The sequence below is a fragment of the Quisquiliibacterium transsilvanicum genome (genome assembly GCF_014202215.1).
Taxonomy (GTDB): Bacteria; Pseudomonadota; Gammaproteobacteria; order Burkholderiales; family Burkholderiaceae_E; genus Quisquiliibacterium; species Quisquiliibacterium transsilvanicum.
In genome coordinates, this window is sequence record NZ_JACHGB010000002.1 from 295,502 (window position 1) to 312,132 (window position 16,631).

Below are 16,631 nucleotides of genomic sequence, written 5' to 3' on the forward strand. Positions count from 1 at the left end.
TGAACGGCGCGCCGCCGGCTGCCCGCGTCAGGCCTGGGCCAGCAGCTCGCGCGCGTGCTTTCGCGTGGTGGCAGTGATGCCGGCGCCGCCGAGCATCCGCGCCAGTTCCTCGACGCGGGCGCCGCGGTCCAGTTCCTCGATGCGGCTGCACACGCCCGCGCCCACGGTCTCCTTGCTGACGCGAAAGTGCTGGTGCGCCTTGGCCGCCACCTGCGGCAGGTGGGTGACGCACAGCACCTGGCGGTCGTCGCCGAGCCTGCGCATCAGTTCGCCGATGGCGTCGGCCACCGCCCCGCCGACGCCGGCGTCCGCCTCGTCGAAAATCAGCGTGGGAACCGGGTTGGCCTGCGCCGCCATCACCGAGATTGCCAGGCCGATGCGCGAGAGCTCGCCGCCCGAGGCCACCTTGGCCAGCGGCCGCGGCGTGGCCCCGGCGTGCGCGGCCACGCGGAACTCCACCTGGTCGATGCCGGAGGCGGAGGGGTCGGTCGGCTCGCAGGCGATCTGCAGCCGGCCGCCGGCCATGCCCAGGCCGGCCAGGTGCTGCGACACGCCCTCGGAGAGGCGCGTGGCCGCCTTGCGCCTGGCCGCGGACAGTGCCGTGGCCAGGGTGTCGTAATGCTTGCGCGCCGCCTGCATCCGGGCCCGCAGAGCGTCCAGGTCCTGCGCCGCCTCGAGCTGCTGCAGCCGCTGCTGCATTGCCTCGAGTTCCGCGGGAATGTCCGCAGGCGACAGCCGCAGCCTGCGCGCGGCTTCGAAAACTGCGCCGATGCGCTGCTCGGTCTGCTCGAGTCGCGCAGGGTCCAGGTCGACCCGGTCGGCGTAGGCCGCGAGCGCCGAAGCGGCCTCGTCGATCTGGATCGCCGCGCCGTCGAGCAGGTCGAGCGCCTCGCGCAGGCGCTCGTCGATCGCCGCCAGCGGGCGCAGCCGGTGCAGCAGCTGGTGCAGCCTGGACGACAGCGCGTCGTCGTTGTCGGAAAGCGCTTCCGCGGCGCCGCGGGTGCCCTCGATCAGCGAGGCGGCATGCGAAAGGCGCTTCTGCTCCTCGTTGAGCGCGTCCCATTCGCCGGGGGCGAGCCGCAGCCGCTCGAGCTCGCCGGCCTGCCAGGCGAGCCGGTCGCGCTCGAGCGCGAGCTCGCGCTGCCCGCCCTCGGTCGCTTCGAGGTCGCGCGCCAGCGTTCGCCAGGCGCTCCAGGCCTCGCCGAGCGCGCGCGCGTCGTCGGCGAGCCCGGCGTAGGCGTCGAGCAGCTGCCGCTGGCCATCCGCACGCAGCAGCGATTGCGCCGCGTGCTGGCCGTGGATGTCGACCAGCTGCTCGCCGAGCTCGCGCAGCAGCGCCGCGGTGGCCGGGTTGCCGTTGATGAGAGCGCGCGAGCGCCCCTCGGCGTCGATCACGCGGCGCAGCAGCACGCAGCCCGGGTCGCCTGCGAGGGCGCGCTCCGCCAGCCAGGCGTCGAGCGCTTCGCTGCTGCGGAAGGTGGCGCTGATGTCGGCGCGCGGAGCACCCTCGCGGACCACGCCGGCATCGGCGCGCCCGCCCATCGCCAGCGACAGGGCGTCGAGCAGGATGGACTTGCCCGCGCCAGTCTCGCCTGTGAGCGTGGTGAAGCCCGGCCCGAACTCGATGTCGAGAGCGTCGACGATGACGAAGTCCCTGAGGCGCAGCGCGAGCAGCATCGGGAACCCGTTCAGTTGCGGGAGAGGATCGGCAGCTCGTGCCAGTTCAGCTTGCTGCGCAGCGTGCCGAAGAAGCTGTAGCCGGGCGGATGCAGGAAGCGCGCACGGTGAGGGCCGCGCTCGACGATGATGTCGTCGCCGACCTGGAGGTCGCTGAACACCTGCATGTCGCCAGCCACCCGGGGCTCGCGACCCTCGACCACCGTGATGTGGATGCGGGCGTCGTCGGGCAGGGCGATGGGGCGGTTCGACAGCGCCTGCGGCGCGACCGGCACCAGCACCAGCCCGGCCAGCCGCGGGTGCAGGATGGGACCGTTGGCCGATAGCGCGTAGGCCGTGGATCCGGTGGGCGTGGCGACGATCAGGCCATCCGCCCGCTGGTTGTACATGTAGACGCCGTCCACGTGCACCTGCAGCTCGATCATTCCGGCCCGTGACGAACGGCTGACCACGACGTCGTTCATCGCGACCTGGTTCCAGACCTCGTCAGGGCCGCGCAGCACCCGGATGGTCAGCTGGGTGCGCTCCTCGGATGTGTAGTGCCCCTCCAGGATGGGGCCCAGTGCGTCGCGCCACTGCTCCAGCGGGATGTCGGTGACGAAGCCGAGCCGGCCATGGTTGATGCCCACCAGCGGCACGTCGTACCGGGCGAGGTGGCGGGCCAGCCCGAGCATGGTGCCGTCGCCGCCGACGGCGATGGCGAGGTCGGCGTGCCGGCCGATCTCGTCGACCGTGGCGTGCTCGAGATCGGTGCGGCCGATGGCCGCCGCGGTGTCTTCTTCGACGACGACGGAAACGGAACGCTCGCGCAGGAAGGCGGCGATCTCGGCCAGGGTGCCCGCAACGCCATCGGACTGATAGCGGCCCACCAGTGCGACGGTCCGGAACGGGATGCTCATGCGAACGATTACACCATACTTCGAATGCGCATCGCGGCTCTCCGGCTTGCTTCGGCCGGAGGGGGCAATACAATAGGCCGCATGCTGGACCGACGCGCACAGACACTGCTGAAGACCCTGGTCGAGCGCTACATCGCCGACGGCCAGCCCGTGGGTTCGCGCACGCTGTCGAAGTACTCCGGACTCGAGCTCTCGCCGGCCACGATCCGCAACGTGATGGCCGACCTCGAGGAGCTCGGGCTGATCGCCAGCCCGCACACCTCCGCGGGCCGGGTGCCAACGCCGCGCGGCTACCGGTTGTTCGTCGACACCCTGCTCACGGTGGAGCCGCTGCAGGGCGCGCAGACCGAGCAGATCCAGGGGCGGCTGCAGCCGGACGAGCCGCAGCGCGTGCTTTCGTCGGCGGCCTCCATCCTGTCGAGCCTGTCGCACTTCGCCGGCGTGGTGCTGGTCCCGCGGCGCTCCTCGCTGTTCAGGCAGGTGGAGTTCGTGCGGCTGTCGGAGCGGCGCCTGCTGCTGATCGTCGTCACGCCCGAAGGCGACGTTCAGAACCGCATCCTCCACATGGATCGCGACTACCAGCATTCCGAACTGGTCGAGGCGGCCAACTATCTGAACCAGAACTTCGCCGGGCTCGATCTCGAGACCATCCGCACGCGGCTGCGCGGCGAGCTGGCCAGCCTGCGCGACGACATCACCGGGCTGATGCAGCGCGCGGTGGAGGCGGGGGGCAAGGCGCTGGCCGAGGAATCCGAGCCGGTGGTCATCTCCGGCGAGCGCAACCTGCTGGGTATCGCCGACCTCTCCGACAACATGGAGCGCCTGCGCCGGCTGTTCGATCTCTTCGAACGCAAGAGCGGCCTGATGCAGCTGCTGGACGCCTCCAGCCATGCCCAGGGCGTGCAGATCTTCATCGGCGGCGAATCCGAACTGGTGCCGATGGATCAGGTGAGCGTGGTGGTGGCGCCCTACGCGGTCGACGGCAAGATCGTCGGCACGCTGGGGGTCATCGGGCCGACCCGGATGGCCTACGACCGAGTGATTCCGATCGTCGACATCACGGCGAAGCTGGTCTCCACCGCGCTCAGCCAGGCGTGAGCCCGATCCTGCGCGCGCGCCAGCAGGCGGTTTCACGGAGCGCCCCTGCCGGGCGGTTCGCTGGAGAGCGGTGCCACCCCGAGCGGTGCCGTCCCGAGGCTCCGTCGCCTTGAGCGAGGCCCTGGTCCACCGCTGGTTCGACGCGCTGGCCCGCCTCGACGGCGAGGCGCTCGCAGCCTGCTACCACCCGTCAGCGAGCTTCAGCGATCCGCTGTTTCCCGACCTTCGGGGTGCGCGGGTCGGCTGGCGCTGGCGCCTGCTGGCGCGCGGCGCAACCGACATGCGCGTGTCCTATGACATCCTGGGCGGCGACGAGCGCAAGGCACGGGTCCGGTGGCGCGCGCGCTGGCGGCTGGCCGGCAGCGACCGGGCCGTAGCCAACGAGGTGGAATCGACCTTCACCTTCTGGGACGGGCGCATCGTGCGGCAGGTGGACGCCTTCGATTTCTGGCGCTGGAGCCGTTCCAGCCTGGGGCCGGCGGGCTGGCTGCTGGGCTGGATCCCCGCGCTGCGGCGCGCCGCCGGCCGCCGCGCGCTGCAGCAGCTCGACCGGCTGGCGGCATCGGCCGCGCCGCGCGAGGCCGCCTTCCCAGCCGAGCCCCACGTCCCAGCCGAGGCCCACGTCCCAGCGGAGGCCCACGTCCCAGCGGAGGCCGCCTTCCCCGCCGAGGCCGCGGTGCAGGCAGCGCGCCCCTCGGTCGCCGCCCAGGACGAGGAGGGCAGGGCACGATAGCCGGCCGGCCCGGCCCGGCGGCCGGCCTCGCGCCGCGCCGTGCCGTGCGGCACCACGCCGCCATCGGTTACCCTTCCCCCTTCCCCCTTCCCCCTTCCCCCTTCCCCCAGATGCCCCGCTACTCCTCGGCCTCCCGCTTCGACCACGCGACGCCGGCGCGCACCGGCGTGCTGCTCGTTCAGCTCGGCACGCCGGAGGCGCCGGAGCCCGGTCCGGTGCGGCGCTACCTGCGCCAGTTCCTCTCCGATGCCCGCGTCGTCGAGATTCCGCGGCTGGTCTGGTGGCCGATCCTGAACGGAATCATCCTCACGACGCGGCCGCGCAAGTCGGCCGCGAAGTACGCATCCATCTGGACCGACCAGGGCTCGCCGCTGGCCGTGAACACCGCCCGCCAGGCGCTGCTGCTGCGCGGCCACCTGGGCGAGCGGGGCGTCGACGTGGAGGTCGCCTGGGCGATGCGCTACGGCGGCCCTTCGATCCCGTCGGTGCTGCGCGAGCTGCGCGAGCGCAACGTCACGCGGCTGCTGGTGCTGCCGCTGTACCCGCAGTACGCGGGCAGCACTTCGGCCACGGCTTTCGACGCGGTGTGGGCCGAGCTCTCGGGCTGGCGCAACCTGCCCGAGCTGCGCACGGTGCGCGCCTTCCACGACCATCCCGGCTACCTGGACGCGCTGGCCGCGCGAATCCGCGAGGTCTGGACCCATGATGGCCCGCCGGACCGGCTGGTGATGAGCTTTCACGGTGTGCCAAGGCGCACGCTGGAGCTGGGCGATCCCTACCATTGCGAATGCCTGGCCACCGGCCGGCTGCTCGCGCAGCGGCTGGGGCTGCCGCCCGAGCGGGCGCTCGTCACCTTCCAGTCGCGCTTCGGCAAGGCCGAATGGCTGCAGCCCTATACCGACCGGACGCTCGAGGAACTGGGGCGGCAGGGGGTGGGGCGGGTGGACGTGGTCTGCCCGGGCTTCGTGGCCGATTGCCTCGAGACTCTGGAGGAGATCGCCATGGAAGGCCGGGACAGCTTCCTGGCCGCGGGCGGCCGCGACTATCGCTACATTCCTTGCCTGAACGACTCGGCGGGTCTTGCCGCGGCGCTGGCCGACCTGGTGCAGGAGCACACCGCCGGCTGGCCGGTGCGCCGCCTGGTTCCGGACGAGGAGCGTGCGCGGGCGGAAGAACTCGCACGCCGCCGCGAGCGGGCCATCGCGCGCGGCGCGAAGACCTGAAGAAGCCGGGCAGGCGCCCGTACTCGGGAACGGACGACTGCTCCCGAAGCGACGAGGGCCCGCAGGCGCGAGCGCGCGCTGCAGGCCCGTCGGGCGGCCCGGATCAGGCCTGCGGCGGGATCCTCAGCACCTGGCCGGGGTAGATCTTGTCCGGGTGCGAGAGCATCGGCTTGTTGGCCTCGAAGATCTGCATGTAGGCGTTGGCGTTCCCGTAGAACTCCTTGGCGATCTTCGACAGCGTGTCACCGCTCACCACGGTGTAGAACTTCGAGTCGGGCACCGGGTTGGTGACGGTGATCTGGTCGTTTACCTGGACCACGCCTGCGACGTTGCCGCAGCACAGCAGGATCTTTTCCTTGGTCTGCTGGTCGGCCACGCTGCCCGACACCGTGACCGCGGAGCTGGCGGCGTCGAAGCTGACGGTGAGCCCGTCCGTCGGCAGGTTCATCGACCGGATGTACTTGACGATCGCGTCCGACGCAGCCTGGCTGGCCGCGGCCTTGTCGGGCGCGGCCGCTTGCGCGCTGCCGGTGCCGAAGAGCTTCTCGCCGGCTTCCTTGATGAAAGAGAGCAGTCCCATGAATTCACCTCTACGCGACATTGATCGAAAGACGAGGTTAACACCGCCCGGCGCGGCACAGGCGGGCTTGAAAGCCGCGAAAGCGTCCCAATGTCCCCTTTGATTTGAGCCAACAATTTGATTGAGAAGGGTGATGACCTCGATGGCGGACGAACGGAACCAGACCGAAGCGAACGACACGACCTGGCGGACCGAAGGCCAGGACGCGACCCCCGGCGCCCAGCCGGCCCCCGAGGCGCTGGAGGCGAAGTCGCATCACGAGGTCGAGCAGCGCCTCGCGGAAGCGCTGGCCGAGGCAGCCGAGTTCAGGGACCAGTTCCTGCGCGCCAAGGCCGAGACCGAGAACGTGCGTCGGCGTGCCCAGGACGACGTGGCCAAGGCGCACAAGTTCGCGATCGAGGCGTTCGCCGAGGCGCTGCTGCCGGTCAAGGACAGCCTCGAGCTCGCGTTGAAGACCGATACCCCGAACGTCGAGAGCATGCGCGAAGGCGTCGACGCGACGCTGCGGCTGCTGGCCTCGTCCTTCGAGAAGAACCGCCTGCTGGAGATCGATCCGGTCGGACAGAAGTTCGACCCGAACCTGCACCAGGCGATCTCCATGGTGCCCGGCGCGTCGGTCACGCCCCCGGTGCCGGCCAACCACGTGGTGTCCGTGCTGCAGAAGGGCTACACGATCAACGACCGGGTGCTGCGTCCCGCCCTGGTCACCGTGGCGCAGGGCTGACCGCGCGGGCCCGGCGGCCCCCGCTCGAGCGGATCGGACTTGAATTCCGGCCCGCCACACGCATCTGACAGTCAACCGAACAATTCTCTGTAAATCGAGGCAAGCAATGGGCAAAGTCATCGGCATCGACCTGGGTACGACCAACTCCTGCGTTGCGGTCATGGAGGGCGGCAAGCCCAAGGTGATCGAGAACGCGGAAGGGGCGCGCACCACGCCGTCGATCATCGCGTACATGGAAGACGGCGAGATCCTGGTCGGCGCGCCGGCCAAGCGTCAGGCGGTCACCAACCCGCGCAACACCATCTACGCGGCAAAGCGCCTGATCGGACGCAAGTTCGACGAGAAGGAAGTGCAGAAGGACATCGACCTGATGCCCTTCCAGATCGTCAAGGCCGACAACGGCGACGCCTGGGTCCAGGTGCGCGACCGCAAGCTCGCGGCGCCGCAGATCTCGGCCGAAGTGCTGCGCAAGATGAAGAAGACCGCCGAGGATTATCTCGGCGAGGAAGTCACCGAGGCGGTCATCACGGTGCCGGCCTACTTCAACGACAGCCAGCGCCAGGCCACCAAGGATGCCGGCCGCATCGCCGGTCTGGAGGTCAAGCGGATCATCAACGAGCCGACGGCTGCGGCGCTGGCCTTCGGTCTCGACAAGGCCGCCGGCAAGGACCGCAAGATCGCGGTGTACGACCTGGGCGGCGGCACCTTCGACGTCTCCATCATCGAGATCGCTGACGTCGACGGCGAGAAGCAGTTCGAGGTGCTCTCGACCAACGGCGACACCTTCCTCGGCGGCGAGGACTTCGACCAGCGGATCATCGATTACGTCATCGCCGAGTTCAAGAAGGAGCAGGGCGTCGACCTGGGCAAGGACGTGCTCGCGCTGCAGCGCCTGAAGGAATCGGCCGAGAAGGCGAAGGTCGAGCTGTCGTCTGCGCAGCAGACCGACATCAACCTGCCCTACATCACCGCCGACGCCAGCGGGCCCAAGCACCTGAACATGAAGATCACCCGGGCCAAGCTCGAGGCGCTGGTCGACGACCTGATCGAGCGCACGATCGAGCCCTGCCGCATGGCGATGAAGGATGCCGGCGTGAAGGCGTCCGAGATCGACGACGTGATCCTGGTCGGTGGCATGACCCGCATGCCCAAGGTGCAGGCGCGCGTGCAGGAGTTCTTCGGCAAGGAGCCGCGCAAGGACGTCAACCCCGACGAGGCGGTCGCCGTGGGCGCGGCGGTGCAGGGCGCGGTGCTGTCGGGCGAGCGCAAGGACGTGCTGCTGCTCGACGTCAGCCCCCTGACCCTGGGCATCGAGACCCTGGGCGGCGTGATGACCGCGATGATCAAGCGCAACACCACGATCCCGACCAAGCACTCGCAGGTGTTCTCCACCGCCGAGGACAACCAGCCGGCGGTGACGATCAAGGTGTTCCAGGGCGAGCGCGAGATGGCCTCGGGCAACAAGCTGCTCGGCGAGTTCAACCTCGAGGGCATCCCGCCGTCGGCACGCGGCACGCCGCAGATCGAGGTCACCTTCGACATCGACGCCAACGGAATCCTGCACGTCTCGGCCAAGGACAAGGCCTCGGGCAAGGAGAACAAGATCACGATCAAGGCCAACTCCGGCCTGAACGAGAGCGAGATCGAGGCGATGGTCAAGGACGCCGAGGTGAACGCGGCGGAGGACCACAAACGCCGTGAACTCGCCGACGCCCGCAACCAGGCCGACTCGATGGTTCACTCGGTGCAGAAGTCCCTGGCCGAGTACGGCGACAAGATCGACGCCGCCGAGAAGGCGAAGATCGAAGAGGCGCTCAAGGCCGCCGAGGAAGCGCTCAAGTCCGAGGACAAGGACGAGATCGAGGCCAAGACCGCCGCGCTGGGCACGGCGTCGCAGAAGCTCGGCGAGATGATGTACGCGAAAGCGCAGGCCGAGCAGGGTGCCGCGGGCGATCAGGGCGCCGGCGCCGGGGCGCAGGAGGCCAAGCGCCCCAAGGACGACGACGTGGTCGACGCCGAGTTCAAGGAGGTCAAGCGCGACGCTTGAGGAGGGAAGTGGGAAGGGAAAAGGGGGAAGGGGGCGGCCGGTGCGCAGGAACCACCGGCGGCTCGAAGTCTGGCAGGATTCGATCGGCCTGGTCGAGGAGATCTATCGGGCTACCCGCTGCTTCCCGTCCTCCGAAACCTATGGGTTGAGCGGTCAGATGCGTCGCGCGGCGGTATCGGTGCCGTCGAATATCGCAGAAGTGTTTGCCCGGGACGGAACGCGCGAACTCCTCCGGTTCCTGGGAATTGCCGCCGGGTCGCTGTCCGAGCTCGATACCTTGATCGAGCTCGCACGGCGACTCGGCTTTTTGAACAACACAACGGAGTTGGAGAAGCAGCTGGACGAAGTGAGCGGAAAGCTGATGGGACTGCAGGCATCGCTGCGCAGGCGGCTCGACGCCTGACCCTTCCCCCTTCCCCCTTCCCCCTTCTCATCGAAAATGGCCAAACGCGATTATTACGAAGTGCTCGGCGTGGCGAAGAACGCGAGCGACGACGAGCTGAAGAAGGTCTACCGCAAGCTCGCGATGAAGCACCACCCGGACCGCAACCCCGATGACAAGGCGTCCGAGGGGAAGTTCAAGGAGGTCAAGGAGGCCTACGAGGTCCTCTCCGATCCGAAGAAGCGCGAGCTCTACGATCGCTTCGGCCATGCGGGCGTCGATCCCAATGCGGCCGGCGGCTTCGGCGGCGGCCAGGGCGGGCCCGGTGGCTTCTCGGACGTGTTCGGGGACATCTTCGGCGACATTTTCGGCGCTGCCGCAGGTGCGCGCGGCGGGCGCAGCAACGTCTACCGGGGCGCTGACCTGCGCTACTCGATGGAGATCACGCTGGAGCAGGCCGCCGGCGGCCACACCACCGAGATCCGGGTGCCGAGCTGGGAGAGCTGCGAGGTCTGCGAGGGCAGCGGCGCCAAGCCGGGCACCAAGCCCAAGACCTGCCATACCTGCGGCGGACAGGGCCAGGTCCGCATGCAGCAGGGCTTCTTCTCGATCCAGCAGACCTGCCCCACCTGCCACGGCAGCGGCAAGGTGGTCCCGGACCCCTGCGGGACGTGCGACGGCGTGGGCCGCGTGCGCAAGACCAAGACGCTCGAGGTGAAGATCCCGGCCGGTATCGACGACGGCATGCGCATCCGTTCCGGCGGCAACGGCGAGCCCGGCGTCAACGGCGGTCCTCCCGGCGACCTCTACGTCGAGATCCACGTCAAGGAGCACCAGGTCTTCCAGCGCGACGGCGACGACCTGCACTGCGAGATCCCCATCTCGATCACCACGGCCGCGCTCGGCGGCAAGGTCGAGGTGCCCACGCTGGCCGGTCGCGCCGAGATCGAGCTTCCCGAGGGAACGCAATCCGGCAAGACCTTCCGGCTGCGCGGCAAGGGCATCAAGGGGGTGCGTTCCAGCTACCCGGGCGACCTGTACGTGCACGTCGCGCTCGAGACGCCGGTGCGCCTGAGCGACAAGCAGAAGAAGCTGCTGCGCGAGCTCGACGCGTCGCTGCAGGATCCCAAGCACAGCCCGCAGACCAAGGGCTGGATGGACCGCGTCAAGGAATTCTTCCAGTAGGCGCCTGTGGCGTGGCCCCGGAGGGATCCGTCCCTGCCGGGCGTCCGACATGTCGTACCATCGTTGCGTCCCCCTCCCCAGAGGCGCCGCAACGATGAAACTCACATTCGCGGGCGCGGCCGGTACCGTCACCGGCTCGCGCTACCTGCTCGACACTGGCGAACGCCGGATCCTCCTCGACTGCGGGCTCTTCCAGGGCTACAAGCAGCTGCGCCTGCGCAACTGGGCACGCTTTCCGGTCTCGCCCCGTCGCATCGATTCCGTGGTGCTGAGCCATGCGCACCTGGACCACAGCGGCTACCTGCCCGCGCTCGTTCGCGACGGCTTCCGCGGCCCCATTTACGCGACCGAGGCCACCCGGGAGCTCTGCCAAATCCTGCTGCGCGACAGCGCGCACCTGCAGGAGGACGAGGCGCGCTTCGCGAACAAGCACGGCTTCGCCAAGCACGCGCCTGCCGAGCCGCTCTACACGATGGCCGATGCCGAGCGCGCGCTGCGCCTGTTCAAGGTGGTCGACTTCGACCGGGAGTTCGACCTCGGCGAGGAGCTGGAGTGCTCGCTGCATCCGGCCGGCCACCTGCTGGGCGCCGCCTACGTGAAACTGCGCCGGCGCCGCCATTCCCTGGTCTTCTCGGGCGACATCGGCCGTCCGAACGACACGATCATGCGGGCGCCCGCGGCGCTCGAGGGCGCCGATACGCTGATCCTGGAGTCCACTTACGGCGACCGCAAGCATGCCGAGGACGACGGCGAGGAGACGATCGGGCGCGTGATCCGCGAGACCGCCGCGCGCGGCGGCACCGTGCTGATCCCTTCGTTCGCAGTGGGGCGCGCCCAGACCGTGATGCTGGCGATCTCCCGGCTCAAGCAGCGCGGCGAGATCCCCGACCTGCCGGTGTTCCTCGACAGCCCGATGGCCACCGATGCCACCGCGCTCTACCGCAAGTTCCGCACGCTGCACCGCCTCACGGTGGCCGAGTGCCGGGCGATGTGCAGCGTGGCGCGCATCGTCAACGGGGTCGAGGAGTCGAAGTCCCTGGCGCAGCTGCGCGTGCCCGCGGTGATCATCGCTGCCAGCGGCATGGCGACCGGCGGCCGCGTGCTGCATCATCTCAAGAACATCGCGCCCGACCCCCGCAACCACGTCCTCTTCGTCGGCTACCAGGCCGGCGGCACCCGCGGCGCGCACCTCGTTGGCGGTGCGCGCGAGGTCAAGATCCACGGCGCCTGGCACGAGGTGCGGGCGGACGTCAGCCAGGTCGACAGCTATTCCGCGCATGCCGACGCGGACGAACTGATGGACTGGCTGCGCGGCATGCGCAAAGCGCCCTCGCAGGTCTATCTCTGCCATGGCGAGCCGGAGGCGGCCGACACCCTGCGCCAGCGAATCGAGGAGCAGCTCGGCTGGCCGGCGCGGGTGCCCGAGCACCTCGAGTCCGTGGAGATCGCACTCTGATGGTGCGGCACGGTTCCTGCTTGCCCGCACAGCGTTGACGCGAGTGCGCCGCGGCGCCGCCGCCGTCACCGTCGTTTCCCGCCGAGCCCGAGGAAAGCCCTTTCGATGCAGACCGTCACGTTTCGCCGCCCCGTTGGCCGCAACAAGGGGCGGCAGGTCGAGCCTGCCGCGCGCGAGCGCGTGCGGGCGCTGCTCGCCGATGCGCCGCGCAGGCGCGACCTGCTGGTCGAGCACCTGCACCTGATCCAGGATGCCGATGGGCACCTGTCGGCGGCGATGCTCGCGGCCCTGGCCGAGGAAATGCGGCTGCCGCAGGCCGAAGTGTTCGAGGTGGCGAGCTTCTACCATCACTTCGACGTGGTGAAGGAGGGCGGCCAGGCGCCGCCCGAGCTCACGGTCGGCGTCTGCGATTCGCTTTCCTGCGCGCTGGCCGGCGCGGACGCACTCGTCGGGCGCCTCGAGGAACTGCTCGGCGCCTCGGTCCGGGTCCGTCGGGTGCCCTGCGTCGGCCGCTGCGCGCAGGCGCCGGTGGCGGTGGTGCAGCGCCATCCGGTCGCCCCCGCCACCGCGGAGCGCGTGGCCGCCGCAGTGCGCGACGGCCTGCGCGAGTGCGTGCCTGCCAACCCGAGCGACGTGCGGCAGGCCTACCGGACCCTGCGCGCGCTGCTGGCGCAGGGACGCGACGCAGCTACGGTGTTCGCAGCGCTGGAGGAGGCCGGCCTGCGCGGCCTCGGCGGCGCGGGCTTCCCCACCGGCCGCAAATGGCGGATCGTCGCCGCGGAGCCCGCGCCGCGCCTGATGGTGGTCAACGCCGACGAGGGCGAGCCCGGCACCTTCAAGGACCGCGTGCTGCTGGAGCAGGATCCGCACCGGGTGCTCGAGGGCATGCTGATCGGCGCCTGGGCCACCGGCTGCACTGACTGCTACATCTACCTGCGCGACGAGTACGCCGGGGTGCGCGCGGGGCTGGCGCGCGCGATCGACGCGCTGCGCGCGGACCCGCCGCTGCACCCGCTGCCCGGCATCCACCTGCGCCGCGGCGCAGGCGCCTACGTGTGCGGCGAGGAGAGCGCGCTGATCGAATCGCTCGAAGGCAGGCGCGGCGTGCCGCGGCTGCGGCCGCCCTATGTGGCGCAGGCGGGCCTGTTCGGCCGCCCGACGCTGGTCAACAACGTCGAGACGCTCTGGTGGGCGCCGGAGATCCTGGCGCGCGGCCCGCAGTGGTTCGCGGGGCAGGGCAGGCACGGGCGCAGCGGACTGCGCGCCTTCTCGGTCTCGGGCCGGGTGCGGCAGCCCGGCGTGAAGATCGCGCCGGCCGGCATCACGCTGCGCGAGCTGGTCGACGAGCACTGCGGCGGCATGGCCGAGGGCCACGAGCTGCGCGCCTGGCTGCCCGGCGGCGCCTCCGGCGGCCTGCTGCCCGCCTCGATGGCGGACCTGCCGCTGGATTTCGACACCCTGCAGCCGCATGGCTGCTTCATCGGTTCGGCCGCGGTCATCGTGCTGTCCCGGCAGGACGATCTGCGCGCGGCGGTGCGCAACCTGGTGCGCTTCTTCCGCAACGAGTCCTGCGGCCAGTGCACTCCCTGCCGGTCCGGCACCGCGCGGCTCGACGAGCTCCTGGCGCAGCCGCGCTGGGACGGCGCGCTGATCGGCGAGCTCGCCACGGCGATGGCCGACGCGTCGATCTGCGGGCTGGGCCAGGCTGCGCCGAATCCGCTGGTCTGCGCGATCCGCCACTTCCCGGAGCTGCTGGAGGGCGCCCGATGACCGACTTCGAGCTGGACGGACGCAGCGTGCAGGCGCTGCCCGGCGAGACCATCCTGCAGGCCGCCGACCGCATTGGCGTGGAGATTCCGCGGCTGTGCTTCAAGGACGGCTACCGGCCGGACGGCAACTGCCGCGCCTGTGTCGTCGAGATCGACGGCGAGCGCGCGCTGGCGCCCTCGTGCTGCCGCGCGCCTGCGCCGGGAATGAAGGTGCGCAGCGCCTCCGGGCGGGCGCGCGGCGCGCAGCGCATGGTGCTCGAGCTGCTGCTCGCCGACGCGCCCGCTGCGGCGTCCGTCGAAGCATCGGAGCTGTCGCGCTGGGCCGGGACCCTGGGACTGGAGACATCGCGCTTCCCTGCGCATGCGGCCGGGCAGCGGGACGGGCAGCGGGACGGCCATGCGGGATCCGCGGTTGCCGCCACAGGGCCTGCCGCGGCCCCGGGCGCATCGCATGAGCCTCGCACCGGGGCCGCGCTCGACCTGTCCCATCCCGCGATCGCGGTCGACCACGATGCCTGCATCCGTTGCGGGCGCTGCGTGCGCGCCTGCCGGGAGGAGCAGGGCAACGACGTGATCGGCTACGCCTGGCGCGGCGACGAGGCGAGGATCGTCTTCGATCTCGACGATCCGATGGGCGCGTCGACCTGCGTGGGATGCGGCGAGTGCGTGCAGGCCTGCCCGACCGGCGCGCTGCTGCCGCGCGATCCGCGCACCGGCGCGCCAGTGATCGTGGCCGGCGAGCGCCAGGTGCGCTCGCTGTGCCCGTTCTGCGGCGTTGGCTGCCAGACGGTGTTCCATGTGCGCGACGAGCGCATCGTGCGGGTCGACGGCGCAGACGGGCCCGCCAACCAGGGCCGGCTGTGCGTCAAGGGCCGCTTCGGCATGGACTACGCGGCCAGCCCGCAGCGGCTCACGGTGCCGCTGGTCCGGCGCGAGGGCTTCCCCAAGCGCCACGATTTCGGGCGCGTCCCCGACGACTGGCGCGACGCCTTCCGCGAGGCCAGCTGGGAGGAGGCGATGTCGCTCGCCGCCTCCGGCCTGGCGCGCATCCGCGAGCGCGACGGCCCGCGCGCGCTCGCCGGCTTCGGCTCGGCCAAGGGCAGCAACGAGGAGGCCTACCTCTTCCAGAAGCTGGTGCGCACCGGCTTCGGCAGCAACAACGTCGACCATTGCACCCGGCTGTGCCATGCCTCGTCGGTGGCGGCATTGCTCGAGGGCCTCGGCTCGGGGGCGGTGTCCAACCCGGTGTCCGATGTCCGGCACGCGGAAGTGATCTTCCTGATCGGCGCCAACCCCACCGTCAACCACCCGGTGGCCGCCACCTGGATCAAGAACGCGGTCGACCGGGGCGCGAAGCTGGTGGTCGCCGACCCGCGCCGCACCGAGCTTGCGCGGCGCGCGACGCACGTGCTGCAGTTTCGCGCCGACAGCGACGTCGCGCTGCTCAACGCGATGCTGTACACGGTGATCGAGGAGGGTCTGGTCGACGAGGCCTTCGTGCGCGATCGCACCACGCACTTCGACGACCTGAAGGCGGGCGTGGCGGCGTTCAGCCCCGAGGCGATGGCCACGGTATGCGGCATCGATGCCTGCGTCATCCGCGAGGTGACGCGGCTGTATGCGCGCAGCCGCGCGTCGATGATCCTCTGGGGCATGGGAGTGTCTCAGCACGTGCATGGCACCGACAACGTGCGCTGCCTGATCGCGCTGGCGATGCTCACCGGGCAGATCGGCAGGCCCGGCACCGGGCTGCATCCGCTGCGCGGGCAGAACAACGTTCAGGGAGCCTCGGATGCAGGGCTGATCCCGATGATGCTGCCCGACTACCACCGGGTCGGCGATGCCGCAGGCGCGTCGATCTTCGAAACGCTGTGGGGCGTCGCGCTCGACCGCGAGCCGGGGCTCACCGTGGTCGAGATCATGCACGCAGCCATGGCCGGCAGCATCCGCGGCATGTACATCATGGGCGAGAACCCGGCGATGTCGGATCCCGACCTGAGCCACGCCCGCGAGGCGCTGGCCTCGCTCGAATGCCTGGTCGTCCAGGAAATCTTCCCGACCGAGACCGCGGTGCTGGCAGACGTGATCCTGCCGGCCTCCGCCTTCCCCGAGAAGACCGGCACCTTCACCAACACCGACCGGCGCGTGCAGCTCGCGCGCCAGGCCGTGCCGATGCCGGGCCAGGCGCGCCAGGACCTGGACATCGTCGTCGACATGGCGCGCCGGCTGGGCCTGGACTGGCGCTACGCGCACCCGCGCGAGGTCTGGGCGGAGATGCGCCTGGGAATGGAGTCGATTCGCGGCATCTCCTGGGAGCGCCTCGAGCGCGAGGGCGGTGTCACCTACCCCTGCCCGAGCGAGGACGACCCCGGGCATCCGGTCGTGTTCATCGATCGTTTCCCGACGCCGGACGGGCGGGCGCGCCTGGTGCCCACGCAGCTGGTGCCGGCCGACGAGCGGCCCGACGACGACTACCCCTTCGTGCTGATCACCGGACGCCTGCTCGAGCACTGGCATACCGGGGCGATGACCCGGCGCGCCGCGGTGCTCGACGCGATCGAACCGGAGGCGACCGCCGCGCTGCACCCGGACGAGCTTGCGCGGCTGGGCGTTGCGTCCGGCGGGCGGATCGCGCTGCGCACGCGGCGCGGCGCGATCGAGCTTTACGCGCGCGCCGACGAAGGCATGCCGCGGGCCAGCGTGTTCGTGCCCTTCGCCTTCGCCGAAGCCGCCGCCAACCTGCTCACCAACCCGGCGCTCGACCCCGACGGGAAGATCCCGGAGTTCAAGTTCTGCGCAGTGCGGGTCGAGCCGGCGGCGCCGGCCGGCTCGCGCTAGCATCCGGATTCCTCAATATC

At 70.5% G+C, this 16,631-nt stretch carries 13 protein-coding genes; 10 read left to right on the forward strand and 3 right to left on the reverse strand.

Annotation, left to right across the window (positions count from 1 at the left end; translation table 11 throughout):
• Positions 1-27: 27 nt before the first annotated feature.
• Positions 28-1,677, reverse strand: a complete 1,650-nt coding sequence (recN, locus tag HNQ70_RS04810) for a DNA repair protein RecN (protein ID WP_183964796.1) — start codon at positions 1,675-1,677, stop codon at positions 28-30.
• Positions 1,678-1,688: 11 nt separating this feature from the next.
• A complete protein-coding gene (locus HNQ70_RS04815; RefSeq protein WP_183964798.1) occupies positions 1,689-2,576 on the reverse strand; it encodes an NAD kinase in 888 nt (295 codons plus the stop codon).
• Positions 2,577-2,657: 81 nt separating this feature from the next.
• On the opposite strand from HNQ70_RS04815, the gene hrcA reads away from it, so the two are divergent.
• The 3 genes from hrcA to hemH all read left to right on the forward strand — a co-directional run bounded on the left by hrcA (position 2,658) and on the right by hemH (position 5,630).
• The gene (gene hrcA, locus HNQ70_RS04820; protein WP_183964800.1) at positions 2,658-3,674 is read left to right on the forward strand and encodes a heat-inducible transcriptional repressor HrcA; all 1,017 of its coding nucleotides are present in this window, start codon (positions 2,658-2,660) and stop codon (positions 3,672-3,674) included.
• A gap of 109 nt (positions 3,675-3,783) precedes the next feature.
• A complete protein-coding gene (locus tag HNQ70_RS04825) occupies positions 3,784-4,407 on the forward strand; it encodes a nuclear transport factor 2 family protein (RefSeq protein ID WP_183964802.1) in 624 nt (207 codons plus the stop codon).
• Positions 4,408-4,517: 110 nt separating this feature from the next.
• Positions 4,518-5,630 (forward strand): ferrochelatase, encoded by a 1,113-nt coding sequence (gene hemH, locus HNQ70_RS04830; RefSeq protein ID WP_183964804.1) that lies wholly within the window; start codon positions 4,518-4,520, stop codon positions 5,628-5,630.
• Positions 5,631-5,733: 103 nt separating this feature from the next.
• Here the strand turns inward: hemH and lysM are convergent, their stop codons facing one another.
• Complete coding sequence (gene lysM / locus HNQ70_RS04835) at positions 5,734-6,210, reverse strand: peptidoglycan-binding protein LysM (RefSeq protein WP_183964806.1); 477 nt, start codon at positions 6,208-6,210, stop codon at positions 5,734-5,736.
• Positions 6,211-6,352: 142 nt separating this feature from the next.
• Between lysM and grpE the strand changes: the two genes are divergently transcribed.
• From grpE to fdhF, 7 genes are all read left to right on the forward strand, one after another.
• Positions 6,353-6,934: a nucleotide exchange factor GrpE gene (gene grpE / locus HNQ70_RS04840; protein ID WP_183965487.1), complete on the forward strand. Its 582-nt coding sequence runs from the start codon at positions 6,353-6,355 to the stop codon at positions 6,932-6,934.
• A 106-nt stretch (positions 6,935-7,040) separates the two neighbouring features.
• Positions 7,041-8,981, forward strand: a complete 1,941-nt coding sequence (gene dnaK, locus HNQ70_RS04845; protein WP_183964808.1) for a molecular chaperone DnaK — start codon at positions 7,041-7,043, stop codon at positions 8,979-8,981.
• Positions 8,982-9,021: 40 nt separating this feature from the next.
• The gene (locus tag HNQ70_RS04850; RefSeq protein ID WP_183964810.1) at positions 9,022-9,384 is read left to right on the forward strand and encodes a four helix bundle protein; all 363 of its coding nucleotides are present in this window, start codon (positions 9,022-9,024) and stop codon (positions 9,382-9,384) included.
• A 36-nt stretch (positions 9,385-9,420) separates the two neighbouring features.
• Positions 9,421-10,548: a molecular chaperone DnaJ gene (dnaJ, locus tag HNQ70_RS04855; protein WP_183964812.1), complete on the forward strand. Its 1,128-nt coding sequence runs from the start codon at positions 9,421-9,423 to the stop codon at positions 10,546-10,548.
• Between the two features lie 94 nt (positions 10,549-10,642).
• Positions 10,643-12,004, forward strand: a complete 1,362-nt coding sequence (locus tag HNQ70_RS04860; RefSeq protein WP_183964815.1) for an MBL fold metallo-hydrolase RNA specificity domain-containing protein — start codon at positions 10,643-10,645, stop codon at positions 12,002-12,004.
• Positions 12,005-12,109: 105 nt separating this feature from the next.
• The gene (locus HNQ70_RS04865) at positions 12,110-13,774 is read left to right on the forward strand and encodes an NAD(P)H-dependent oxidoreductase subunit E (RefSeq protein ID WP_183964817.1); all 1,665 of its coding nucleotides are present in this window, start codon (positions 12,110-12,112) and stop codon (positions 13,772-13,774) included.
• Complete coding sequence (gene fdhF / locus HNQ70_RS04870; RefSeq protein WP_183964820.1) at positions 13,771-16,611, forward strand: formate dehydrogenase subunit alpha; 2,841 nt, start codon at positions 13,771-13,773, stop codon at positions 16,609-16,611. The genes HNQ70_RS04865 and fdhF overlap by 4 nt, the downstream gene beginning before the upstream one ends.
• The last annotated feature ends 20 nt before the right edge of the window (positions 16,612-16,631 follow it).